This is a genomic window from Nocardioides pakistanensis, assembly GCF_054781215.1.
Map to the genome: position 1 here is coordinate 1 of NZ_BAAGUV010000004.1, position 24,162 is coordinate 24,162.

The window sequence follows — 24,162 nt, forward strand, 5'->3', positions numbered from 1 at the left end:
CGGATGGGGCCATGGGGTGGGGAAATTCAGTGAGCAGAACTGGGGAGATTCACCTGAGCGTCATCAGCACATCGAAACCCTCGCCGGCCAGATCAACCAACTCTTGGATGACCTGGCGGCCCTGCAGCGGACCTCCAAGCCGCTCGGCGAGGCCGCCCCCAAGATCGCGGCCCTCTCCGGGCAGCTCGAGGGCCTCCAGACCTCGCTACGTCGGCTCGATCGCGACCTCGTCGAGCCACTGACGGAGGTGAGGAGGCCGATGCGGAGGCTCGCAGACACCGCGGGGCCACTCCCCGAGAGCCTGGAACGTCTCAACCGGAGCACCGCCGTGCTCGAGCAGCTACCCGGGTACTTCGACCGACTGCAGCGAATCCTCATACGTGTCGCGCGGCATGTGCGAAATCTCGATGAGAAGACAGGCCCGAACCTCTGGTGATCCGGGTGGCCGAGCGCTACCCACTCGTGACGGACTTACGTGCATGCACGACGGCATGTAGCGTGCTGCCATCCGGACGCTTCTCTCTTCCCGTTCGCGTCCGTTGGGGGTGACCCAATGAACCGCGGGCCTGTCTGGCAGCCAATGGCGGACCTGCTCTCCGACGTGGTGTGGCATGCGGCGTGGTGGCTCTATGGCGGAATGGTGGCCTTCGGGAGTTGCTGGTGGTTCGGATGTGGCGGCTACCGCGAGTGGCAGCAATGGGAGCGTGACTGGCTTGAGCGGCGCGAGCAGCGACGAAGGAGCCGTATCGACAGAGACATCGCGCGCGGCCTGCGCGAGATCGAGGAATTCCTCCGGCTTCGGTGCTCCCCGCCGGTGAATGAGCCTCACGGCGGGACGCGGCCAAGGGTACGCCGCGGCCACGGCCGACCGAGGCCGCTTCGATAGTCGCGCGAGCGGGCGGATCCCTTCATCCCGTACGGGCCGAGCCAGGCTCGCTACATGTGCCGGTGACGCAGACCAGCACGCGCCCCGGCCACACCGCCCCCTCCTTCGCACGCGGCCGTGAGGGCGGGCCACTACTTGCCGATGACCTCAGGACGACGCGCCACCTCCGTGTCCTGACGTTCCGTGAGCATGCGCAGGAGCCTGTCGCCCTCGACATCGAGGTCGGGCAGCATCCGGTCCAGCCAACGCGGCAACCACCAGGCCTTGTCGCCGAACAGCGACATCAGCGCCGGAGTCAAGGTCATGCGGACCAAGAAGGCGTCGATGAGGATGCCGATCGCAAGCGCGAAGCCGATCTGCTTGATCATCACGTCATGGCTGAAGATGAAGCCGGCGAACACCGAGACCATGATCACCGCGGCGGCGACCACGACACGGCTGGCCTGATCGAAACCGTGAACCACGCCGGCCTCGCCGTGGTGGCCGTGGACGTGGGACTCGCGCATCGAGGAGACCAGGAAGACCTGGTAGTCCATCGCTAGCCCATAGAGGATTCCGGTGACGATGACCGGGATGAAGCTGAACAATGGCCCGCCGGTGTCGACCCCCACCATCCAGCCAAGCCATCCCCAAGAGAACACCGCAGTGGTCACCCCGAAGGTCGCCAAGATGCTGAGCAGGAACCCGAGCGTGGCCTGGATCGGTACGACGAGTGACCGGAACACCACCAGCAGAATCAGGAGCGACAGCCCCACAATGATGATCAGGTACAGCGGGACGATCTCGGCGAGCCGGTCGGACATGTCGATGCCGATAGCGGTGAAGCCAGTGACGCCGATCACGACGTCATGATCCTGGGCGACAGCCGAGCTGGGTGAACGGAGCGCCTGAACGAGGTCGGCCGTGGCATCGTCGTCTGGGCCCGAGGTGGGGATGACACTGAGGACTGCCATCTCCCCGTCCTGACTGGTGCCCACTGGCACCGCAGCGACGATCTCCTTGCGCTGCTGGAGCTGTTGGGTCACCGCGCCGAGGGTCCGAGGCGTGACGGCGGCGCCATCGGCGGACTCCACGGTCACCAGCAACGGACCGTTGTACCCCTCACCGAACCCGCGGGTGACCGCCTCGTAGCTCTGCCGCGCGGCGGTGTCGGTGTTTGCGCTGGCACCCGTCGGCAAGCCGAGGTCCATGCTCGCCGCGGGAACGGCACCCACCCCCAAGACCGCCACTACACCGAGGATCACCGGCCAACGGAACCGCACCACCGCCTTGACCCAGTGGTCGGCCACGCTGTGGCTGTCCTCCTCCCGGCGGGTATGCCCCTTCTTGCGGGCTTTGGCCGACACGATCCGCTCCCCGATCAGTCCGAGCAGAGCCGGCAGCAGGGTCAGCGCGATGAGGACAGCGAGCAGCACCGTGGCCGCGGCGACCAGAGCCATGGTGGTGAGCATGGAGATGCCAATGACGGTGAGCGCGACCAAGGCCACGATCACGGTGAGACCGGCGAAGAGCACGGCGCTGCCTGCCGTTCCAACCGCCCGGCCAGCCGCCTCGCGGGCGTCGAGGTCGCGATCGATGATCAGTCGCCGCTGCCGGTTGACCACGAACAACGCGTAGTCGATTCCCACCGCGAGGCCGATCATCAACGCCAGGACAGGGGTTGCGGTGTTCATCTCCACCGTCGTCGACAGGGCAAACGCCGTTCCCACGCCCACCCCGACCCCGACGAGGGCGGTGATCAATGGAAGGCCAGCGGCGACGAGCGAGCCAAGCGTAAGAACGAGGACCACGGCCGCGACCGCGAGACCGACCACCTCGGCGGCGCCGACCGGGATCTCGATCGCCTTCAGCGAGTCACTCGGCAGGACCCGCAGACCGGTGCCCCGCTCCGCATCCTCGACGACCGACAAGACCGCGGAGACCTGATCGTCGGTCAGCGACGTGGACGGCACGGTGAACTGGAACTGGAACAGCGCCACTGGCGCCTGAGTCGAGACCAGCACCCCCGGCACCGGGGTCCCGTCGAGGACCAGCGGCTGGTACGGCGGCGCCGTCCCCGGCCCGCTTTCCGGCTGGTCAGCCCCAGGCCCTCCCGGCGGCTGCCCCTGACCCTGGCTCAAGTCAGCCGGGTTGATGACCTGGTCCAGCTCGTAGACGTCCTGGACCGTCTCAGCGATCGCGGCCATCCGCGCGGGGGTATCCAGCCGGTCGCCGTCTGGAACGGTGAACACCACACTGGCCTGGCCTCCCGATGCCTCCGGCAGCTCCCGAGAGACCCGATCGAGAACCTGCTGGGCCTCGGTGTTGTCGATCTTCATCTCCGAGGTCACCTTCACCCCGTTGACCACCAGTGCAGCCACGACGGCAGCCAGCACCAACACCCACCCGACGATGATGGGCCAGGGCTTGCCGAAGCAACCGCGCCCGAGGCGGTACAAGAACGTGGACATGGGCTGCTCCTCAGCGAGTGATGTGCGGGTCAGAACCCGGTACGGAGGTGATTGAAGACCTCAGTCAGGAACTCGTCGAACTCCACGGCGTCGCGACTCGGCGGATCGCCAGGAAGGCGGACGTCGACGAGCCCCTCCAGCGCGGTGGAGACCATGCCGTAGACGGCGCCGACCAACAGGGTGAGGTAGGAAGCCGGATAGCGTCCGGCCGCCACGGCGGCCACCCGCTCCTCGACCTCCAACCGCATCCGGTGCTGGACGTGATAGACGTGAGGCTCCAACGATGGATGCGCGCGCGCCAACGCCAGGACCTCCCGCATCCGGGAAAGCCCCGCTGTCGCCAACTGCAGCCGCAGCACGACCTCGACCGCGTCCAGTAACGGGCGCCCATCCGACACGTCCTCGAGTGCGTCGGCGGCAGCCTCAATACCGGCGTAGGCGACCGATGCCACCGCCGCTTCCTTGCAGGGGTAGTGGTTCGCGAACGTACGACGCGAGTAGCCGGCCAACTCTGCGACCTCGTCGATCACGAACCCGTCCAGGCCGCGCTCCTTCGCCAGGCCAAAGGCAGCCTCGGCAAGCGCCTGTGCCGTCGCCGCACGCTTCCTCTCCCTCAGGCCTTGGGTCACGGCCATAGCCTCCCAGGCACTTGCCCAACAGGCAAAATTGCCTGATCTGCACATCACATTCTGGTCGCGGCCCCCCGGACCGGCCGCTGCGCAGTCGCCGGCCGCGCGACCCCTCCTCGGAGCGGCTGGTCACCGGCGCGGCACTGCTGCCGATCGCCCTGCTGGGCGGCGCCGTTCAACCTGACCCGGTTCATACCCGGCAGCTCGCCCTACGACCAGCACAGCATCCCCCAGCGGATCCTCGGAATGCCGACCGCCCTGCTGAGCCAAGACCTGATCGTCATCACCGCTGCTCTGGGCCTCGCCATGAGGCGAGCGGCGCGGCGTGGGTGAGTCCTCCGTCTGGGGTGCGCTGAGTCGGCACCGGACGACACTTTGGCGCCGCCAGGAGTCTCGACTTGAGTGACGGGGTGTGCTGTACTCAGAGTACAAACTCATTGTTGAAACTGAGAGGGTTGTCTGATAGTCCACGGCCCCAGGCCGATCGCCGCCTCCTGCCGTTGCGCCCCTCGCGGCACTGCACAGGCGAACCACACGCCACACCAGATCCGGCCGTTCGAAGGTGGAGCGGCGTCGAGGGCGCCTGGGAACGAAGCAGACGATGAAGCCACCTGGAGATACCGATGAGCAACCAGCAGCTGACCTACAGCCCGTTCGATCCCGACATCATCGCTGACCCTTACCCGGTCTACCGGCAGCTGCGCAGTGAAGTCCCCGCCTACTGGTCGGAGCAGGCAAACACCTGGGTGCTCAGCCGATACGTCGACGTCTGCGCGGCCCTCGCCGACCCGGCGACCTACTCCTCGGCGTCCGGGATCTTCCCGACCCCTCCCGGGGTGGACATGACCCAGTTGTTCTTGCCCATGCTCATCATGACCGACCCACCGCGGCATACCGCGCTGCGCAAGATCGTCAGCAAGGCGTTCACCCCCCGGCGAATCGCCGCACTCGAACCCCACATCCACTCCATCGTGAACGGCCTTCTCGATGATTCACCAAAGTCGGGCGGGTGGGACTTCGTCTCCGGGTTCTCCGGACCCCTGCCGGCCATCGTGATCGCCGACATGCTGGGCGTGCCGCGGGCAGACCGTGACCGTTTCCGCACCTGGTCCACCACCCTCATCCAGTCCAACCCCACCCGTGGCGAGTTCGGCCCCGGTCTGGAGGCCGCCACATCCCTCTACGACTACTTCTCAGAGTTTCTTGCTGAACGACGCGCGCACCCTCAGGACGACCTCATGAGCGCGCTGGTCCAGGCCGACGCCGACGGCGAACGCCTCAGCGAGGATGAGCTCCTCGGCTTCTGTCTGCTGCTGCTCGTGGCCGGACACGAGACCACCACGAACCTGCTCTCCAACAGCGCGGTCGTGCTCGCTCAGCAGCCCGATAGCCGCCGGCAACTGGCGGACCGCCCAGAACTCGTTCCCGGCGCCGTCGAAGAGCTGCTCCGCTACGACTCCCCCGTCCAGGGCCTGTCGCGCACCCTTACCCGGCCGGTCGACGTGCACGGACAACACATGGCGACTGGCGAAACCGTGCTGCTGCTCTTCGGCTCCGCCAACCGAGACGACCAGGCATTCTCAGACGCCGACCACTTCGACCTCCATCGCGCTCCCGAACGGCAGGTCGCGTTTGGACGTGGGATCCACTTCTGTCTCGGCGCGGCGCTGGCGCGGCTCGAAGCGCGCATCGCGCTGCAGGCACTCCTCGCCCGCCAACCGGACTGGGAAGTCGACCTGGATTCGGCCGTTCGACTCCGCTCTGGCCCCATCCGCGGCTACCTGTCCCTGCCCCTGGAGTAGCGCAGGTCGGAGGAAGGTCCGGCGCGGGCGACAGCCACACGCAGTTCCTCTTCAGCTGCCGACCGAGGCTCGGCGTGCCACTGCTCGTGCCCGTCGCTCCATCACCGCTGAACCGCGCTTGTGCAGCAGCCACCCACTGATGACCAGTGGCACGCCGAACGCTAGGAACCCGAGATCCCACGACAGTGGGGCGCCGATGTCGTCGCGCACATAGTGAACACCGAGCAGGTGATGATTGACGATGCCCTCCACCAGGTTGAAGATCCCCCACCCCGCGAGAACCAGGCCGAAATGGAAGGACCAACTCGGAGCGAAACGGCCTCCACGCCAAGCCTTGATTGCGGTGACGGACCCAGCCAGAGATCGCCGCGCTCCCGAGCCCATCCATCTCGCGGTCACGACCGGGTTCGCCGAGGCGCTGCAGACCACGATCCTCGCCGCTGTACCGTTCGCGATCCTCGGCTTCGTCATCCCGCTGTTCCTGCGCGAGACCCCGTTGCGACAGCCCCGGGGACACACCTCGGGCGAGGACCTCGCCGCCGCGTTCGAGACCTCCGTCGACCCCGACGCACATCTCACCGACGACGAAGACGCCCCACGGCCCGAGAACCCCCCGCCCCGGGGGGCCACCCCACCGTCGCTGCTAGCCAAGCCATCCCCCCCAGGACGCCCGCTGACCGTCGAGCGCGACCACACCGCCCCCGAGAGCGATCATCCGGTCAACAACCATCTAGAGGACACCAGAAGAAGCTCCCTGTTCTTGCCAGCGCGTAGTTGGCGGGAAGCCGAGATGCGCACCGCGGCAAGGACGTCGTCACGCTGACCGTCGTCGGGCATCGTCGACGCCGAGAATCTCGTCCACAAACCTTCGTCGCAGCCGCGTTTCGACGACCTCACCACAGTCGGCACGCATGCTACGAACGACGTAGATGGGTCGCCCGGGTTCGGGCGGCCCACGATCCGTTTCAGGGCCGATCGTTGGTTGTGGTTGGGCATGCAGGGTGGCGTCAAGGTCTACCGCGGAGCGGCTTCCGCGGCGCGCGCCTACGTCGAGGCCGACCGGTCCCGGGTCGACGACTACTACCTGGCCGAGGGCACCGGGCTAGCTCGCCGCTTCTCCGCCAGGTCAGAGGGGAGCGGCCCTCACGGGTCAGTGGTCGATCTCGGAGACCTGGACGGTGACGCCTACGAGCGCTGGGTCGCCGGCCACGACCCGGTCACCGGTACGCCGCGGGGTCGGCTGCGGGCGGACGCGAAGGCGGTGCGGTTCGTGGAGGTGACCGTGAACGGACCGAAGACGTGGTCGCTGGCGGCGGCGCTGCACCCGGAGGTCGCCGCGGCGTACGACGCGGCGCAGGACCGTGCGGCGGAGCAGATCATCGGTTGGGTCGCCGCCCACGCGACCACCCGGGTCGGGCCACGCGGCCGCCAGGTGCAGGTCCCGGTCGAGCGAATCGAGGCGGTCACTGTCCGGCACTACACGTCGCGTGCCGGCGACCCGCACCGACACCTGCATCTGCAGTTCAACGCCCGGGTGTTCGCCGCCGGGCAGTGGCGTGGTCTGCACACGGTCGGGTTCCGGGACTCGATCGAGGCGCTGAACGGCATCGGCCACGCAGCCATGGCCACCGACCCCGAGCTCCGGGCGACTCTCGCCCGGGTCGGCCTCAGCTTGGACCCGGTGTCCGGGGAGGTCGCGGAGCTGGCGCCGTACACCGGGCGGTTCAGTGCCCGGGCGGCGCAGATCAGCCGTCACATCGACCGCTACGAGGCCGACTGGCGGGCGGCGCATCCCGGTGAGGAGCCCGGCCCGACGCTCCGGCAGGCCTGGGACCGCCGCGCCTGGAAGCAGGCCCGTCCCGACAAGGTGGTCCCCGCCGACGGCGCGGAGCTCGTCGCACGGTGGACCGAGGAACTGCACGCACTCGGCTACCGACCTTCTGAGCGCCCAGCGGATACGCCAGCTGCTGGCCTCCGACCGGGGACGCTGGATCGCGACCAGGCGGTCGCCACGGTCCTGACCCGGCTCGCCGCTCGCCGCTCGGCGTGGAACCATGCCGATGTGCGGGGTGAGGTGGAGCGGTGGGTGGCCGCCACTGGTCTGGTCGCCGCTGCGGAGGTGCGGTTCGACCTCACCGAGGACCTCACCCACCGCGCGCTGGAGAGGTCCCAGCCGTTGCTGCCGGGCGATGACGTGCCCGAGCACGTCCGGGCGTGGACCTCGCCTCGGGTGCTCGAGGTCGAGGCCGACCTGGTGTCCAGGATGAGCGCCAGGACGAATCGCCCGTCCGGTCTCGCCGCCCTTCGCCGCGAGGACGCTCCGGGGTTGGACGAGGCCCAGCGGACCGCGGTCGCCGCCCTCGCCGGATACGCCGAGCTGCTCGTGCTCGAGGGACCGGCCGGCGCCGGCAAGACCACCACTCTCCGTGCCGCCGCACAGGCGGTGTCAGAGCGCGGACATCGGCTGTGTGTGGTGGCACCCAGCTTGAAGGCGGCCGAGGTCGCCGGTCGTGAGCTCGGCGCGTTCGCGACCACCGCGGCGTGGTTGGTGCACCAGCACGGGTTCCGTTGGGACGACCGCGGCCACTGGAGCCGCGTCGACGCACCCGAACCGGTGCCTGAGGCGAGGTTGCGGCGGGGTGACCTGCTGCTGGTCGACGAGGCTGGGATGCTCGACCAGGACATCGCCCATGCCCTGTTCACGGTTGCGGACGAGGCTGGCGCCAGGGTCGCCCTGGTCGGGGACCGGCACCAGCTCCCTGCCGTCGGCCGCGGTGGCGTCCTCGACCTCGCCGTGCGCTGGTCCGACCCACGGTGGGTGCTGCGGCTGGAGACCGTGCACCGGTTCGCCGACCCCGAGTACGCCGAGCTCAGCCTCGCGATGCGCACCGGCAATCCCGTGCGTAGCACTGCCTCAGGCGGCTCTGGTGAGGTGCGTGGTGAGGGTCCTGGTGAGGTGTTCGACGTGCTCCTCGCCCGTGGCCAGATCCGTCTGCACGCAAGCGAGGCCGAACGCTGCCAGGCACTCGCCGAGGCGGCCGCCGCCGCCGTGCTCTCCGGCCGCACCGGTGTTCTGGTGATGGCCGACACCCACGACCAGGTCGCCGCTCTGAACGGCGCCGTCCGGGACCGTCTCGTCGCGGCCGGGCGGGTCGACGACCAGCGCGTGGTGGTCACCGATGCTGGGGAGCGGATCGGGGTGGGAGACCGGGTGGCCACCCGCCGCAACGACCGCGACCTCGGCGTGGCCAACCGCGACACCTGGACCGTCACCGCCGTCGCCGACGACGGCGCCCTGACCCTGCGCCGAGGCCACCGCGAATCCCGCGTCGTGCCGGCCGCATATGCGTGGGAGCAGGTCGAGCTCGCCTACGCCACCACCGTGTACGGCGCCCAGGGCGAGACCAGCCACACCGGCCACGTCGTCCTGGGTGAGCACACCAGCGCCGCCTCGGCGTACGTCGGGATGACCCGCGGCCGCCACGACAACGTCGCCCACCTGGTCGCCGACGACGTCGACGACGCTCGCCGTCAGTGGCAGGAGGTCTTCTCCCGCGACCGAACCGACCTCGGCCCCGCGCACGCCGCCCGGCTCGCCGCCGACGACATCGCCCGGTACGGCCCCAACCGGCGCCTCCACCCCACTCTGGCGCGGCTGCGTGACGCCTGGACCGAAGAGGCCGATGTGCTCGACTCGCTCGACCGCTGGAACCGCTATCGCGACCTGTACAGCCGTCCAGAGATGGCCGCTCCCGACCGTGTCGCGGCGATCGAGGCCTCCATCGCCCGAGAGCGCGCGCGGCTCGAGGTGACCAGGACGCGGGTGCAGGATCTGCTTCAGGATCCCGCCCTCCACGGCTTCCCGCCCGAGCGGATCCACCGGCACCGCGAAGCCTGGCAGCGGCAGCGTGAGGACACCCAGCGAGCGCGGCGCGAGGCCCGCCTCCGAGCGCAGCAGACGCCTCGCCGTCCCGAGGCGCACCTTCAGCCGCGGAGCAGGAGCGACCCGGGCGTCGGGTTGTGACCGGCGTTGCGCACCAGGTTGAGCGTCTTGGATGGCAGCGGGTTGTCCACGAGCGCGGTCGTAGTTCGCCTATGGACGGTGTAACCGTTCATCGAGGAGACCGCCATGGACCGACCCAACCCGACCGCCCCGAACCCCAACGACGAGCTGCTCTCGATCGACGAGGTCTCGCAGATGCTCCGCGTGCCCGTGGGCACCCTGCGCTACTGGCGCCACCTGGGAGCCGGCCCACACAGCTTCAAGGTCGGTCGCTGGGTCCGCTACCGCCGAGGCGACGTCCGCGCCTGGCTCAACGCCAAGCACCGCGGCGCCGCCTCGAGCTGACAGGAACCACGACAGAAGGCAGCCATGTCCGACCCCGTGCCCTACAGGCCGCTACTGAACATCGACGAAGCGGCCGAGTACCTCAACGTCCCCTCCCGCTGGATCGCCGACGCGGTCCGTCAGCGCAAGGTCCGCTGCACCCGCATCGGCAAGCACGTCCGCTTCCGCCTCGAGCACCTCGACGAGCTCATCAACGCCGGCGAGCAGCCCGTCACCGCGACCTGCATCCCCACGCAGCGCGACCGGCGCCGCTCGAAGCTCTGAGCGAGCGTCCTTGGATGACCCGTCTGCCACGCTGGGGGCGTGGAGTCCTACAGCGGGTCGTTCGATGTCGTGCCTTCGAGCGAGAGCCCCCCTGATGACGCGCCTGACCGGTGCGCCTTGTGCACCGACGGTCCCCCTGCCTGGTGGTACGTCGTGGAGCCGGACGGTGACTCGGGTCGGCTCGTGGAGTCCACGGCCCCGGCTCGGTGGTGGGCGCTGTGCGCTGAGTGTGACGGACTGATCGCCCTCGGCGCTGTGGACAAGGTTCGTGATCGAGCCGCCGCTCCCGATACAACATCAGCGCTGTTGGGTCGAGGGGTCCGGAGCGGCCACACCATCTCCTGATGCACGGGTGAGCTGCGTTAGGCGACCTCCGTCTCCGAGTCCGCACCGCGCGTGCCGTGACCGAGTTGTCGTGCTCGATTTAATAGTTCGAAGGCGCGACAAATTCCTGTACCGTCGTACCCGAGAAGTTGTCTTGTTCCATTTAGTTCAGTCAAACCTCGACAACTCCAGTCGTCGATGTTCGGGAAAGGCATCACATGCCCCGCGGACGCCCCTCACGCCAGAGCATCTATGACCGCATGGAAGAGGCCATCGACGACCTCCGTACGCGCATGGGCGGGCTTCCCAGCCCCACCGAGGCCGAGGAGATCTGGGCAGAGCTGTGGCACCAGGAGGCCCACCATTCCACCGCGCTCGAGGGCAACACGCTGATCCTCAACGAGGTCCGCAAGCTTCTCGACGAGGGCCGCGCCGTCGGCTCCAAGGAACTCAAGGAGTACATGGAGGTCGTCGGCTACGGCAATGCGGCCAAGTGGGTCTACGGCCAGGCGTTGGAACCGGGCGACTGGACCACCGGGGATCTCCTCAGCATCCAGGAGGTCCGCACAGTTCATTTCGAGGCCATGGAGCCGGTCTGGGGAGTCGCGCCCCATCCCCACGCGACTTCGGCAGAGACTCCCGGCAACTGGCGACAGCACGACATCCAACCCTTTCCCGAGGGCATGACCCCACCGCCCTTTCCTGAAGTCGACCACCGGATGACCGACTGGGTCGAGCAGGTCAACCATCTGCGCCACGAGAGCGACGTCCCGTTTCCCGAGCGGCTGGCGAGGCTGCACAACGAGTTCGAGAGGATCCACCCGTTCCTCGACGGCAACGGCCGCGCGGGACGACTGCTGCTCAACCTTCTCCTGGTCCGGCTCGGCTACCCGCCGGCGATCGTCTTCAAGAACGAGCGCGCCAAGTACCTCGCCGCGATGCGCAAGGCAGACGCAGGAGACTACGGACCCTTGGGTGAGCTCATCGCCCGCGCGGTGACCAACAACCTCTACCGGTTCGTCGTACCAGCCGTTGCCGGCCCCGCACGCCTCGTGCCGCTGGCCAGTCTGGCCGACGAGAAGGCCGGCACTACCGTCGGCGCGCTTCGAGCCGCCGCCGAGCGAGGTCGCCTTCGAGCTCAGAAGTCGCCCAACGGCACCTGGCTCAGCTCGAGGAACTGGCTCGAGGACTACCAGGCGAACAAGCACAAGCGCCTACCGAAGCCCGAGAAGCGGAGCTGACGAACACGAGCCGTCGCCGCCGGGCGCTGCCCGATGCATGCGCACTCATTCCACCACCACGGTGACCCTCCCGAGGTCGACCACGTCGCCGTCGGCCTCGATGCTCAGCGCGATGACCGCTCGTCCCGGTGTGGTGGCGATCCAGGCGTGGGGGTAGTTGGGGCCGTCGGTCCAGTCGTCGACCGTCAGTGCCTGGCCCTGTAGGTCTCCGGCGAGGGTGTTGGCGCGCTTGCCGTGGGCGTAGGCCCAGATGCGTTCGCCCACCCGTAGGTGCAGCGTGGTGTCGCCGGCGCGGATCTGCTCGTCGGTGGCGAACTGTTCGCGGTCGTCGTCGCTGTCGGTGCCGACCCCGACGGACACCTCGTCGGCCGGACCAGCCGGTTCGGCGATGACGGTGATGGTGACCGTCGACCCCGGGGGGAGCATGGTGCCCGGGGCGGGAGAGGCGTCCAGCACGTAGCCCGGCTTACCTGCCGAGATCGTGCGCGTCTGCACCTCGACATCGAACCCCTGCTCGGTCAGCCGCGCGACGTACCGCTCACCCGAGCGGCCTTGCGCGTTGACGGCGAGCGGCTGGAAGGCCGGGACGCCGACCTCGTCGGGGACCAGCCGAATCTGATCGAGGGTGCGGTCGACCTCGCCGGGCCCGGTGGAGGACTCGGCGCGGAACCACGTCTCGTGATCCGGGAAGTACACGGTTCCCGAGCAGACCCGGACCTCCCCGATGGTCTCGCGGGTGCAGGTGGTGCGCTGGCGCTGTGCTTCCTCACCGTCGACCGTGATCGTGCTGTCGACCTCGAAGTCGAAGCGGGGCTCGCCCTGGACGAGCTCGACGCTCTCCACACCTGCCGGGCGCGCGATCGCGCACGACTCGACGACGCCGACGTTGATCACGACAGTGTCCTTCATCGGCGTGCCGCACCGAGTCCGGTTGGTGCCCCACTCCTCGGGCACTGCGATCGCGAGGTTGCCCAGACCGACCAGGCGGGTGCCGTCCGGGATCGGCGCGGGGCCATCGGTGGTGGCTGGAGGTCGAGGGGACTGCGGTGCCACCGCCGGTGTCAGGACCGCAGTCGCGCCGATGACGGCGACCACGGCGGCGGCGCTCGCCCCCGCCACCGCCAGCGCCCGACGCCGACGTCGCCGAGCCACTCCGGCCCGGATCGACGCGAGCGGTGCGGGTCCGACGGCGGTTCGGTCCGCCGTTCGCTCGAGCAGCTCTCCCCAGTTCGGTTCGCTCATCGGGTGCCTCGCAGTTCGGTCAGGCTAGGATCCTCGGCGAGCGACCTCAGCGCCCGAGACAGGCGGCTCTTGACGGTCCCGGGAGCGACGCCGAGCACGGCTGCTGTCTGCAGTTCACTCAGGTGGGCGTAGTAGCGAAGGACCACCACGCTGCGTTGGTCGGCCGTGAGCCGCTGGAGGGCCCGGCCGATCGCGTCCGCGTCGTCGACGCGGACCGTTCCATCTTCGTGGAGACGGTCGGGCAGCTGCGCTGTCGGCCGCTCACCCGTCCACCGGCGCCGGCGCGACGAGGTGAGGGTGTTGATGAGGATCCGGTGGACGTAGGCGTCTCGGTCCTCAGCCCGCTGCACCCTCGCCCAGCTCAGCAAGCAGCGCTCCAGGGTGGTCTGGGCGATGTCCTCTGCCTCGACCCGGTTGCATCCCAGGAGCACGGCGGACCTGACCAGGCGTGGCCACCGTGCCGCCACGTACTGGCTGAAGTCGTCGTCCTCGCTCACGCCCCACCGGTCCTGTCGTTGCCTTCACTCGGTAGACGCGCTGAGCAGTGGATCCGGTTCCCAGGGCCGCGTCACGAGCCGTCATTCCTGGCGGCTCGGCGGTCGGATCGTGCCGCCGGTCAACGCGAGCTCGATGATCTCCGAGATCAGCTCGTCGCCGGCGGGCAGCAGGTGGCCGTAGGTGTCGATGGTGGTGGTGATCGACTCGTGGCCGAGCCGGGCCTGGATGTGCGGCAGCGGCGCCCCGCCGGCGATCAGCCAGGCCACGTGGGTGTGGCGCAGGTCGTGGAACCGGAACGGCGCGATCCCCTCGGCCGCCAGCGCCTTCATCAGCTTGCGCCAGATGTGGGTGTAGAAGTCACCGTTGTGCACAGGCAGCCCCGAGCGGGTCAGGAACACGAAGTCGTCCGGAGCCTTGCCCTCGACCTTCCGGGCCAGCACCTCGGCCACCACCGGGGCGACCCTGATCGTCCGCCGCGACTTCGGCGTCTTCGGGTAGCCGAGGTGGTGGTCGCGCATCCGGTGCTTGGGCCGCAGCTGCCTGGCCAGCCAGCCCGGGGTCTCGGTCTGGTCGTCCTCACCGTTGCGCTTCCACGCCTTGTTCACCCGGATCGTCCGCCGGTCCAGGTCCACGTCACCGACCCACAAGGCGCTCACCTCGCCGAAGCGCAGACCCGTACCGACGCTGACCCTGATCAGGTCGCCATGCACCCCGGCGAGCTCGACCGCCCGGTCCACGTCCCGCTCGGAGAGGAACCGCAGCTCGGGCCGGGACTGCTTCACCCGCGACTGCTTCGGCGCCGTCCCCACCGCGGGATTGGTGCTCAGGTAGCCCCGCTTCACGGCGTAGGTGAAGACCCCGTGGATCAGGCCGTGGTAGTTCGCCTTGGTCTTCAGCGACCGGTCCCAGTCGATCAGCCACTCCTTGAGGTCGGCCTCGGTGAGAGCGGTGACCGGCTTGGTGAACACCAGCGAGCCGCGCACCCGGGTCCCGGCGAGCACCCTGAGCTGGCCCAGGTAGCGCTTGCGCTGCCCCGGGGAGAGGTCGACGATCTGGCGCACGTACTCCTCACCGAGGTCGACGAACCGCGGCGGCGCCTTCAGCGGGTCCGCCTCACCCGGCGGACGGACGAATCCCTCGCCCTTGACCCAACCGTCAGGCCACCGCTGGCCGGCGGCGTCGACCATCTTCTTGAAGCCGTCCGCGCGGGCCAGGTTCTGCGCGTCCGTCCCGGCGCTGAACGTCTCCGCCTGGTAGGCCCCGTCCCGAGCGCCGCCCAGCCGCCACACCACCCGTGCCGACACGCCTCCGTCGCTGCGCCGACGCTTGTCGATCCACGCCATCTCCACACCTCCGCCAGGGCGCCGGTGCTACCACCGTGCTACCCCGTAGGCGATCGAGAGGCCCACTCATGGACAAAGCCCCAGGTCAGAAGACCTGGGGCTGTTGTGCGCGAGGGGGGAGTTGAACCCCCACGCCCTTTCGGGCACACGGACCTGAACCGTGCGCGTCTGCCTATTCCGCCACTCGCGCTTGAAGCCCGCCAAGGGTATCCCACCAGCCATGCACCGCCCAAACCGGGGCGCCGGTGCCGCACCGGGCGCCCGCTACGATGCCGGGGCGCCGGCGTCGTGACGCGGGGGGTATGGCAACGTCACGGGTTATCCCGGCGCCTGCTGGGCATAACGAGTGGGCGACACGTGGAGGCATAACGACACGGTGGGCTCGTCGTTGGCGTCGATGAGCCTGCTGTTGGTGCCTGCGCGCAAGACTGGGTCGAGACGGAATACTGCACAACGGCTGCGAGTGGCAGGAGAGGAGGCGGGAATGGGAGTCCTTCAGCGCTTCGAGAACAGACTGGAGCAGTTCGTCTCCGGCACGTTCGCCCGCGCCTTCCGCAGTGCCGTGCAGCCGGTGGAGGTGGCCGCGGCCCTGCAGCGCGAGGTCGACAACTCCGCACAGATCCTCTCCCGCGACCGCCGGCTGGTGCCCAACGACTTCCACATCGAGCTCTCCCCGGCCGACCACGCGCGGCTGGCGCCGTACGGCTCGACGCTGGCCCAGGAGCTCACCGAGATGCTGCGCGAGCACGCCGAGGAGCAGTCCTACGTCTTCACCGGGCCGATCTCGATCAGCTTCGAGCAGGACGAGGAGCTCGGCACCGGCCGGTTCCGGGTGCGCAGCGCCGCGCTGGCCCGGGTCACCCCGGTGTCGGGCAGCGTCACCGACACGGCGGTACGACGAGCGGCGATCGTGCTCGAGGTGAACGGCGTCCGCCACCCGCTCGAGCCGCCCGGCCTGGTGCTCGGGCGCGGCACCGACGCCGACCTGCGGATCAACGACCCCGGTGTCTCGCGCCGCCACGCCGAGATCCGGGTGATGCCCGGCGTCGGCGCACCCACGGTGAGCGTCATCGACCTCGGCTCGACCAACGGCACGGTCGTCAACGGCGAGCGGGTGCAGCAGGCGGTCCTCGGCGACGGCGCGGTCGTGAAGATCGGCAACACGAGCATGACCGTGCATCTCGTGGGAGAGCGGGAGGAAGGGCCGGATGTCTGAGCTCACCTTGATGCTGATCCGGTTCGCCTACCTGGCGATCCTGTGGATCTTCGTGCTCTCCGCGCTCTCGGTGATCCGCTCGGACATGTTCGGCGCCCGCATCGACCAGACCCCGCGTGCCGAACGCCGCGAGCAGCGCCGGGCCGCCAAGAGCCGGCCCAAGCCCGCCAAGCGGCCCCGCGGCGCACCGACCCACGTGCTGGTCGTGGACGGCGCCAACGCCGGTGAGACTGCCTCCCTCGACGACGCCCCGCTGCTGATCGGGCGCGGCAGCGATGCCGCGATCCTCCTCGACGACGACTACGTCTCCACGCGCCACGCCCGGATCGCGGCCTCCGGGGACCAGTGGTTCATCGAGGACCTCGGCTCCACCAACGGGACCTACCTGGGCTCGCAGCGGCTCACCCAGCCCACGACGCTCACCCTCGGCTCCCAGGTGCGGATCGGCAAGACCACCCTCGAGCTCAGGAAGTAGCCCGCGGTGACCTCGACTGAGCCCACCTTGCGCCTGCGCTATGCCGCCCTGTCCGACGTCGGACGGGTCCGCAAGGACAACCAGGACTCCGGCTTCGCCAGCGAGAACCTCCTCGTCGTCGCCGACGGCGTGGGCGGCGCGGCGCGGGGTGACGTGGCCTCGTCGACCGCCGTACAGATCATGCGCCGGCTCGACGCACCCGCGCCACCGGACCTGCTCGAGGCGCTCGCCGGCGCGATCCACCGCGCGCACGACCGGATCGCCGAGCTCGTCGACGAGGACCCCGCCCTCGAGGGCACGAGTACGACGGTCACCGCGGCGCTGTTCGACGGCCGCAAGGTCGGCATCGGCCACGTCGGCGACAGCCGCGGCTACCTGCTGCGCAGCGGCGAGCTCTCCCAGCTGACCAAGGACCACACGTTCGTCCAGGGCCTGATCGACGAGGGCCGGATCACCGAGGACGAGGCGCGCACGCACCCGCACCGCAACCTGATCCTCCGCGCGGTGGACGGCGTGCACGAGACCGACCCGGACCTGTTCACCCTCGACGTCGCCCCCGGCGACCGGCTGCTGCTGTGCAGCGACGGCTGCTCCGGCGTGCTCGACGACGCCCGGATCGCCGACATCCTCGGCACCGGCACCGTCGACTACGCAGCTGTGGAACTGGTCCGTGCCTCGCTCGAGGCCGGCAGCTCCGACAACGTGACCTGCGTGGTCGCCGACGTGGTCGACGCCGACGCGCCGATGGACGCCGAGTCGATGGCCTCGAGCAGCACCGGCCCGATGCTGGTCGGCGCCGCGGCCGAGCAGCCGCGGAAGCCCGGCGCGGTCGCGAAGAGCTTCTTCCGGGGGCACCGCAGCGGCGACACCGGCGAGCTCGAGCCGGTGCCCGGCGAGGACGAGCCGGTCGACCCGGAGGAGCTGCGCTACGCCCCGCGACCGCCCCGCCGGTTCCTGTGGCTGCGCCGCGCCGCGCTGGTGCTCGCGCTGGTCGTGCTGCTCGCGCTCGCCGCGGCCGGTGCCTACTCCTGGAGCCAGGACCAGTACTACGTCGCCGCCCGCGGGGAGAACGTCGCGATCTACCAGGGCGTCCAGGCCGACCTGCCCGGGCTCAGCCTCTCGGAGCTGCACGAGACCTCCGACGTCACCTTGTCCTCGCTGCCGGACTACCACGCGGAGAAGGTCAAGGCCGGGATCAGCGCCAGCAGCCTGGCCGACGCCCGCAAGATCGTGGAGAACATCGGCGAGATGGCCCGGCCCTGCCCGACCCCCGAGCCGACCCCCACCCCGTCGCCGTCGCCGACGACGAAGGGCGGCAAGCGCACCCCGTCACCCACGCCCACCCCGACGCCGAGCCCCTCTCCGACCCTGGCTCCTCCGGACTGTGTCGAGGTGAGCCCCTGATGCCGAGCAACCCCCTCACCGGGTTCACCCATCGCCGTCGCCGCGGCGCGGAGCTGTTCCTGATCGTGCTGGCCCTGATCGTCGGGGTCGGCGCGTACGCCGCGGTGGGGCTCGGCGTGGAGGGCACGGTCCCGGCCGACATCATCGGCTACGGCGGCTGGCTGGCCCTGCTGATCGTCGCCAGCCACGTCGTGGTGCGGGTGGCGGCGCCGTACGCCGACCCGGTGCTGCTGCCGGTCGTCGCCGCGCTCAACGGGATCGGCCTGGCGATGATCTACCGGATCGACCTGGCCAAGCTCGCCGAGAACGAGGACGCCAACACCCTCGCCCGGACCCAGCTGGTGTGGATGACGATCGGTGTCCTCCTGTTCGTCGCGGTGCTCCTGCTGCTCCGCGACCACCGCCGGCTGCAGGCGTTCACCTACACCTCCGGCTTCGGCGCGATCGTGCTGCTGGTGATGCCGCTGCTTCCGGTGCTCGGCACCGAGATCCGCGGCGCCCGGATCTGGATCAACCTCGGCCCGCTGAGCTTCCAGCCCGGCGAGATCGCCAAGGTGCTCCTGGTCGTCTTCTTCGCCGGCTACCTCGTGCTGCACCGCGACGCCCTGGCTCTGGCCGGCCGCCGGGTGGTCGGCATCGACCTGCCGCGCGGCCGCGACCTCGGCCCGATCCTCACCATGTGGCTGGTCAGCCTGGGGATCCTGGTCCTCCAGCGCGACCTCGGCTCCTCGCTGCTGTTCTTCGGGCTGTTCCTGGTGATGCTCTACATCGCCACAGAGCGGCCGGGCTGGCTGGTCGTCGGCGGCTCGCTGTTCGCCGCCGGTGCCTACATGGCCTTCCTGCTGTTCCCGCACGTGCAGTCGCGGGTGAACTCCTGGCTCGACCCGTTCGACCCCGACCACAACGGCTACCAGATCGTCGAGGGGATGTACGGCATGGCCTGGGGCGGCCTGGTGGGGCGCGGTCTGGGCCAGGGCAACCCGATCCAGATCCCGATCGCGGAGTCGGACTTCATCTTCGCCGCGCTCGGCGAGGAGCTCGGGCTCACCGGCACGATGGCGATCATCCTGCTGTACGGCCTGATCGTGGAGCGCGGCCTGCGCACCGCGCTGGTGTGCCGCGACGGCTTCGGCAAGCTGATCGCCGCCGGGCTCGCGGTGGTGTTCGCGCTGCAGGTCTTCGTCGTGATCGGCGGCGTCACCAAGCTGATCCCGCTGACCGGACTCACGACGCCGTTCCTGTCCTACGGCGGCTCCTCGCTGGTCGCCAACTGGGCGATCATCGCGCTGCTGCTCCGGATCTCCGACCAGGCCAGGCGCCCGCTGCCGAGCCTGTCCGCGCCGATGGACGACGACGCGACCCAGGTGGTGCCGCTTCGATGAACAAGCCGATCCGGACCATGGCCATCTTCTGCATGGCGCTGTTCATGGCGCTGCTGGTGAACAGCACCTACCTGCAGTACCTCCAGGCCGACGAGCTGAACTCCCGCAACGGCAACAAGCGGGTCCGCGACGCGGAGTTCTCCCGGGAGCGCGGGGCGATCCTGGTCCGGGGAGCCTCGGTCGCGCAGAGCGTCCCCGTCGACGACGAGTTCGAGTTCCAGCGGCGCTATCCGCACCCGCTGAAGTACGCCCACCTGACCGGCTTCTACTCCTACATCTACGGCCGTAGCGGCGTCGAGCTCACCCAGAACGACATCCTCTCCGGCAACGACCCCCGGCTGTTCGTGAAGCGCGTGGTCGACATGTTCGGCAACACCCAGCCCAAGGGCGGCGACGTCAGCCTCACGATCAACCCCGACGCGCAGACGGCGGCGTACGACGGCCTCCGGGCGCTCGGCGGTGCCGACATCAAGGGCAGCGTCGTGGCGCTCGACCCCTCCACGGGGGCGATCCTGGCGATGGTGTCCTCGCCGACGTACGACCCCAACGAGCTCGCCTCCCACCGGCTCTCGGCCGTGCAGCAGGCCTACAAGCGGCTCGACGGCGCCGGCGACCGGCCGATGCTCAACCGCGGCATCCAGGAGGTGTTCCCACCGGGCTCGACCTTCAAGCTGGTCACCGCGGCTGCGGCCCTGTCCAGCGGGCAGTACACCCCCGAGTCGATGGTCCCCGGCGGCGCCACCCTCGACCTGCCGCAGACGACGACGAACCTGCCCAACGACAGCGGCACCGACTGCGGCGGCAACCGGGTCACCCTGACCCAGGCGCTCAACGTCTCCTGCAACGTCGCCTTCGGCTGGCTCGGCATGGAGCTCGGCGACGACGCGCTGCGGGAGCAGGCGGAGAAGTTCGGCTTCGGCGACACCTACCTCACCGACCTGCCGGGGCAGGCCGAGAGCCGGTTCCCCGCGGACCCGGACAAGCCGCAGACCGCCCTGTCGGCGATCGGCCAGTTCGACGTCGCGGCGACCCCGCTGCAGATGGCGATGGTGACCGCCGGGATCGCCAACGGCGGCACCGTGATGAAGCCCTACCTCGTCGACGAGGTCCGCTCCCCGGACCTCGACGTCCTCGACAAGGCCAGCCCCGAGCCGTACCGCAGCGCGGTGAGCTCCTCGGTGGCCCGCGACCTGACCCAGATGATGATCTCGGTGGTCGACACCGGCACCGGCACCACCGCGCAGATCCCGGGGATCAAGGTGGCCGGCAAGACCGGCACCGCGCAGACCTCGGCGGACCGCAACCCCTACGCCTGGTTCGTCTCGTTCGCACCGGCCGACGACCCGCAGGTCGCGGTGGCCGTGCTGATCGAGGACGCCGGCGTCGCCCGGGACGCGATCTCCGGCAGCGGACTGGCCGCCCCGATCGCCAAGCGGGTGATGGAGGCGGTGATCAAGCGGTGACCTCGCAGCCGAACGGCGAGCGCTACCAGCTGGTCCGCCGGATCGCCACGGGCGGCATGGGGGAGGTCTGGCTCGCCGAGGACACCGTCCTCGACCGCGAGGTCGCGGTGAAGGTCCTCAAGCAGGAGTTCGCCGACGACCCGGTCTTCCGGGCCCGGTTCGAGGCGGAGGCCCGACACGCCGCGTCGCTGCATCACCCCAACGTCGCCTCGGTCTTCGACTTCGGGCAGCTCGCCGACCGGGACGGCTCCGGGGTGACCCGGCCGTTCCTGGTGATGGAGCTGGTCCCCGGGGAGCCGCTCTCGGCGCTGCTCCGCGACGGCGCCCCGATGCCCACCGACAGAGCGGTCGCCGTGGTGACGCAGGCGGCCGACGCGATCGCGGCCGCGCACGCTCTCGGCATCGTTCACCGCGATGTGAAGCCGGGCAACCTGCTGGTCACGCCGGACGGCACGGTGAAGATCACCGACTTCGGGATCGCCCGGGCCGCGGACGGCGCCTCGGTGACCCAGACCGGGCAGATCCTGGGCACCCCGCACTACATCTCTCCCGAGCAGGCCGAGGGCCACAGCGCCACCGAGGCCAGCGACGTCTACGCGCTCGGGGTCGTGCTCTACGAGTGCCTCGCCGGGCGGCGGCCCTTCGAGCGCGACACCCCGATCCAGATCGCGCTCGCCCACGTTCGCGACGAGGTCCCACCGCTGGACGAAGACGTTCCCGTCTGGTTGCGGGCGGTGGTGGCCCGGGCACTCGCGAAGGACCCGGCGGACCGGTTCGCCGGCGCCGGTGCGTTCGCAGCCGCCTTGCGCGACGGTCAGGCAGTGCCCGACCCCGACGCCACCCAGCTGATCACCCCGGTGGGGATGTCCGTGCCCGGCGGCCGGGACGAGCCCCGGTCCCGGCGTACGGCGCCGCCCTGGTGGCCCTGGGCCGCCGCCGCGGCCGCGGTGCTCATGGTCGTGCTGACCACCGCCTCCTTCGCGGGCGGCGACGCGCCGGCCACGTCGGCCAGCGCCACCGAGGAGAGCGCCGGCCCCGAGCCGGTCGCCGACGAGCGGGTCCGGGTGCGGGAGGCTGCCTACCTCGGGCAGCACTTCAAGGACGTCAGGCAAGACCTCGAGGGCCTGGGTCTGAAGGTCCGCGAGGAGAAGGTCGCCGCGACCTCGCCCGAGCAGGCCAAGGACACCGTCGCGCGGGTGCGCCCCCGCGGCCTGGTCGACCCCGGTACGACGGTCACGGTCTCGGTGTTCGAGGAGTACGTCCCGCCGCCGTCCGACGACGAGGACGACGAGGACGACGAGGACGACCACGCGAAACCTGACCGGGGGAAGCCGGAGAAGCCGGACAAGCCGGCGAAGAAGGCGAAGAAACCCAAGGGCAAGGCGAAGGGCAAGGACTGATGAGCACCGGAGCAGAACCCCACCGGATCGGTGGCCGCTACGAGCTCGGTGAGATGCTCGGCCGCGGCGGGATGGCCGAGGTCCGCAAGGGCAACGACGTCCGCCTCGGCCGGATCGTGGCGGTCAAGCGGCTGCGCACCGATCTCGCCGCCGACCCCACCTTCCAGGCCCGCTTCCGCCGCGAGGCACAGTCCGCGGCGTCGCTGAACCATCCGGCAATCGTCGCGGTCTACGACACCGGCGAGGAGATGTCGACCGACGGCACCGACGTGCCGCAGCCCTACATCGTGATGGAGTACGTCGCCGGCCGCACCCTGCGCGAGATCCTGCGCGAAGGCCGCAAGATCCTCCCCGAGCGCGCGCTCGAGATCACCTCGGGCGTGCTGTCGGCCCTCGACTACAGCCACCGCGCGGGGATCGTGCACCGCGACATCAAGCCCGCCAACGTCATGCTCACCCCGTCGGGCGACGTGAAGGTGATGGACTTCGGGATCGCCCGGGCCGTCGCCGACGCCTCGTCGGCGATGACGCAGACCGCGGCCGTCGTGGGAACCGCGCAGTACCTCTCGCCCGAGCAGGCCCGCGGCGAGACCGTCGACTCCCGCAGCGACGTCTACTCCGCGGGCTGCCTGCTCTACGAGCTGCTCACCGGCCGGCCGCCCTTCGTGGGCGAGAGCCCGGTGTCGGTGGCCTACCAGCACGTCCGCGAGCCTGCCGCGCCGCCGTCGTCGATCGACCCCGACCTCCCGCCGGAGATCGACGCGATCGTGATGAAGGCGCTCGCCAAGCCGGTCGAGGACCGCTACCAGAGCGCCGCGGCGATGCGCGCGGACATCGAGCGGTACCTGGCCGGCAAGCCCGTGGTGGCGCCCGTCGTACCCGCGGCCGCCGCGGCGACAGGGGTGCTCCCGCAGGACCAGGCCACCGAGTCCACCTCGATCTTCGCGGGCGGCACGCTGCCCGAGGCCGAGGAGAAGAAGAAGCGCTGGCCGTTGGTCGCGCTCGTGGTCGGCGTGCTCGCGCTGCTGGTGGGCGGGGCGATCCTCGGCTCGTCGCTGTTCAGCTCCGCGCCCGACGAGAAGTCCGTCCCGCGGCTGCTGAACATGACCCCGGCCCAGGCCGAGCGTGCGCTCGAGGAGGCCGGGCTGGTGCTCGGCGACGTCGAGGAGCAGGCCTCGGAAGACGTCCCGCGGAACCGGGTGATCTCCCAGGACCCCGAGCCCGGCGACTTCCTGGAGGAGGGCGGCGCGGTCGACATCATGGTCTCCAGCGGCAAGCCCGAGGTGGTCGTCCCCGACGTGCTCGACGCGGACAAGGAGGATGCCCGGGCCGAGCTCGAGGATGCCGGGCTCCGGGTGAAGATGGTGCGCCGCGACTCCGACGAGGAGGAGGGCACGGTCATCGACCAGGACCCGCGGCCGGCGGCCACCGTGCCGGTCGACACGCTGGTCACCGTCTACTGGTCCGACGGGCCCGAGGAGGTGCCCAGCGTCGTCGGCATGCAAGAGGACCGGGCGGTGAAGACGCTGGAGGACGCAGGCTTCACCGTCGACGTGGAGCTCGACTCCGAGACCCGCGCCGAGAAGGGGATCGTGCTGGAGCAGGACCCGCCCGCCGGCAGCGAGCTCGAGAACGGCGCGACGGTCACGATCGTGGTCTCCGACTACGAGGAGCCGACCCCCACGCCGACCCCGACCCCGACCCCGACCGAGACACCCACGCCGACCGAGACACCGTCGGCCACGGAGTCGCCGACGGTGGGGATCGGTCCGTCCGACGAGAGCAACCCCTGACC

At 70.0% G+C, this 24,162-nt stretch carries 20 protein-coding genes and 1 tRNA gene; 14 read left to right on the forward strand and 7 right to left on the reverse strand.

Annotated features, from left to right (window positions below):
* The coding region (locus tag ACYVIH_RS01430) for a hypothetical protein (RefSeq protein WP_460865138.1) at window positions 1–436 on the forward strand (436 nt) is incomplete at its 5' end.
* Window positions 437–1,017: 581 nt separating this feature from the next.
* On the opposite strand, the gene ACYVIH_RS01435 is transcribed toward ACYVIH_RS01430, so the two are convergent.
* Both ACYVIH_RS01435 and ACYVIH_RS01440 read right to left on the reverse strand, forming a co-directional pair.
* On the reverse strand, window positions 1,018–3,336 hold the full coding sequence (locus ACYVIH_RS01435; protein WP_277500433.1) for an MMPL family transporter: 2,319 nt from the start codon (window positions 3,334–3,336) through the stop codon (window positions 1,018–1,020).
* Window positions 3,337–3,365: 29 nt separating this feature from the next.
* The gene (locus ACYVIH_RS01440) at window positions 3,366–3,965 is read right to left on the reverse strand and encodes a TetR/AcrR family transcriptional regulator (RefSeq protein WP_460865142.1); all 600 of its coding nucleotides are present in this window, start codon (window positions 3,963–3,965) and stop codon (window positions 3,366–3,368) included.
* A gap of 623 nt (window positions 3,966–4,588) precedes the next feature.
* On the opposite strand from ACYVIH_RS01440, the gene ACYVIH_RS01445 reads away from it, so the two are divergent.
* Window positions 4,589–5,767: a cytochrome P450 gene (locus tag ACYVIH_RS01445; protein ID WP_460865144.1), complete on the forward strand. Its 1,179-nt coding sequence runs from the start codon at window positions 4,589–4,591 to the stop codon at window positions 5,765–5,767.
* A 51-nt stretch (window positions 5,768–5,818) separates the two neighbouring features.
* On the opposite strand, the gene ACYVIH_RS01450 is transcribed toward ACYVIH_RS01445, so the two are convergent.
* Window positions 5,819–6,151 (reverse strand): DUF2243 domain-containing protein, encoded by a 333-nt coding sequence (locus ACYVIH_RS01450; protein ID WP_460865721.1) that lies wholly within the window; start codon window positions 6,149–6,151, stop codon window positions 5,819–5,821.
* On the opposite strand from ACYVIH_RS01450, the gene ACYVIH_RS01455 reads away from it, so the two are divergent.
* The 5 genes from ACYVIH_RS01455 to ACYVIH_RS01475 all read left to right on the forward strand — a co-directional run bounded on the left by ACYVIH_RS01455 (window position 6,111) and on the right by ACYVIH_RS01475 (window position 11,944).
* A complete protein-coding gene (locus tag ACYVIH_RS01455) occupies window positions 6,111–6,590 on the forward strand; it encodes a hypothetical protein (RefSeq protein ID WP_460865748.1) in 480 nt (159 codons plus the stop codon). The two genes, ACYVIH_RS01450 and ACYVIH_RS01455, sit on opposite strands and share 41 nt — an antisense overlap.
* 171 nt (window positions 6,591–6,761) lie before the next feature.
* A complete protein-coding gene (mobF, locus tag ACYVIH_RS01460; RefSeq protein ID WP_460865146.1) occupies window positions 6,762–9,791 on the forward strand; it encodes a MobF family relaxase in 3,030 nt (1,009 codons plus the stop codon).
* Window positions 9,792–9,896: 105 nt separating this feature from the next.
* Window positions 9,897–10,115 (forward strand): helix-turn-helix transcriptional regulator, encoded by a 219-nt coding sequence (locus ACYVIH_RS01465; RefSeq protein WP_460865148.1) that lies wholly within the window; start codon window positions 9,897–9,899, stop codon window positions 10,113–10,115.
* 24 nt (window positions 10,116–10,139) lie between these two features.
* A complete protein-coding gene (locus ACYVIH_RS01470) occupies window positions 10,140–10,379 on the forward strand; it encodes a helix-turn-helix domain-containing protein (RefSeq protein WP_460865151.1) in 240 nt (79 codons plus the stop codon).
* A gap of 584 nt (window positions 10,380–10,963) precedes the next feature.
* The gene (locus ACYVIH_RS01475; protein WP_460865155.1) at window positions 10,964–11,944 is read left to right on the forward strand and encodes a Fic family protein; all 981 of its coding nucleotides are present in this window, start codon (window positions 10,964–10,966) and stop codon (window positions 11,942–11,944) included.
* 45 nt (window positions 11,945–11,989) lie between these two features.
* Here the strand turns inward: ACYVIH_RS01475 and ACYVIH_RS01480 are convergent, their stop codons facing one another.
* The 4 genes from ACYVIH_RS01480 to ACYVIH_RS01495 all read right to left on the reverse strand — a co-directional run bounded on the left by ACYVIH_RS01480 (window position 11,990) and on the right by ACYVIH_RS01495 (window position 15,217).
* The gene (locus ACYVIH_RS01480; protein WP_460865158.1) at window positions 11,990–13,186 is read right to left on the reverse strand and encodes a PASTA domain-containing protein; all 1,197 of its coding nucleotides are present in this window, start codon (window positions 13,184–13,186) and stop codon (window positions 11,990–11,992) included.
* Window positions 13,183–13,683: a SigE family RNA polymerase sigma factor gene (locus ACYVIH_RS01485; RefSeq protein WP_460865160.1), complete on the reverse strand. Its 501-nt coding sequence runs from the start codon at window positions 13,681–13,683 to the stop codon at window positions 13,183–13,185. The genes ACYVIH_RS01480 and ACYVIH_RS01485 overlap by 4 nt, the downstream gene beginning before the upstream one ends.
* 81 nt (window positions 13,684–13,764) lie before the next feature.
* Window positions 13,765–15,027: a tyrosine-type recombinase/integrase gene (locus ACYVIH_RS01490; protein WP_460865162.1), complete on the reverse strand. Its 1,263-nt coding sequence runs from the start codon at window positions 15,025–15,027 to the stop codon at window positions 13,765–13,767.
* Window positions 15,028–15,133: 106 nt separating this feature from the next.
* A tRNA-Leu gene (locus ACYVIH_RS01495) sits at window positions 15,134–15,217 on the reverse strand.
* 294 nt (window positions 15,218–15,511) lie between these two features.
* Here ACYVIH_RS01495 and ACYVIH_RS01500 point away from each other — a divergent pair.
* The 7 genes from ACYVIH_RS01500 to pknB are packed head-to-tail and all read left to right on the forward strand — an operon-like array spanning window position 15,512 to window position 24,160.
* Window positions 15,512–16,243, forward strand: a complete 732-nt coding sequence (locus ACYVIH_RS01500; RefSeq protein WP_460865165.1) for an FhaA domain-containing protein — start codon at window positions 15,512–15,514, stop codon at window positions 16,241–16,243.
* The gene (locus tag ACYVIH_RS01505) at window positions 16,236–16,718 is read left to right on the forward strand and encodes an FHA domain-containing protein FhaB/FipA (protein WP_460865167.1); all 483 of its coding nucleotides are present in this window, start codon (window positions 16,236–16,238) and stop codon (window positions 16,716–16,718) included. The genes ACYVIH_RS01500 and ACYVIH_RS01505 overlap by 8 nt, the downstream gene beginning before the upstream one ends.
* Before the next feature lie 6 nt (window positions 16,719–16,724).
* Window positions 16,725–18,122 carry a PP2C family protein-serine/threonine phosphatase gene (locus tag ACYVIH_RS01510; RefSeq protein ID WP_460865169.1) on the forward strand — a complete coding sequence of 466 codons (1,398 nt, stop codon included), beginning with the start codon at window positions 16,725–16,727 and terminating at the stop codon, window positions 18,120–18,122.
* On the forward strand, window positions 18,122–19,504 hold the full coding sequence (locus ACYVIH_RS01515) for an FtsW/RodA/SpoVE family cell cycle protein (protein WP_460865171.1): 1,383 nt from the start codon (window positions 18,122–18,124) through the stop codon (window positions 19,502–19,504). The genes ACYVIH_RS01510 and ACYVIH_RS01515 overlap by 1 nt, the downstream gene beginning before the upstream one ends.
* Complete coding sequence (locus ACYVIH_RS01520) at window positions 19,501–20,967, forward strand: peptidoglycan D,D-transpeptidase FtsI family protein (protein ID WP_460865173.1); 1,467 nt, start codon at window positions 19,501–19,503, stop codon at window positions 20,965–20,967. Before ACYVIH_RS01515 ends, ACYVIH_RS01520 begins: the two co-directional genes overlap by 4 nt.
* On the forward strand, window positions 20,964–22,367 hold the full coding sequence (locus tag ACYVIH_RS01525; RefSeq protein WP_460865176.1) for a protein kinase domain-containing protein: 1,404 nt from the start codon (window positions 20,964–20,966) through the stop codon (window positions 22,365–22,367). The genes ACYVIH_RS01520 and ACYVIH_RS01525 overlap by 4 nt, the downstream gene beginning before the upstream one ends.
* Window positions 22,367–24,160, forward strand: coding sequence for a Stk1 family PASTA domain-containing Ser/Thr kinase (pknB, locus tag ACYVIH_RS01530; protein ID WP_460865179.1), 1,794 nt, complete (start codon window positions 22,367–22,369; stop codon window positions 24,158–24,160). Before ACYVIH_RS01525 ends, pknB begins: the two co-directional genes overlap by 1 nt.
* Window positions 24,161–24,162: the final 2 nt, after the last annotated feature.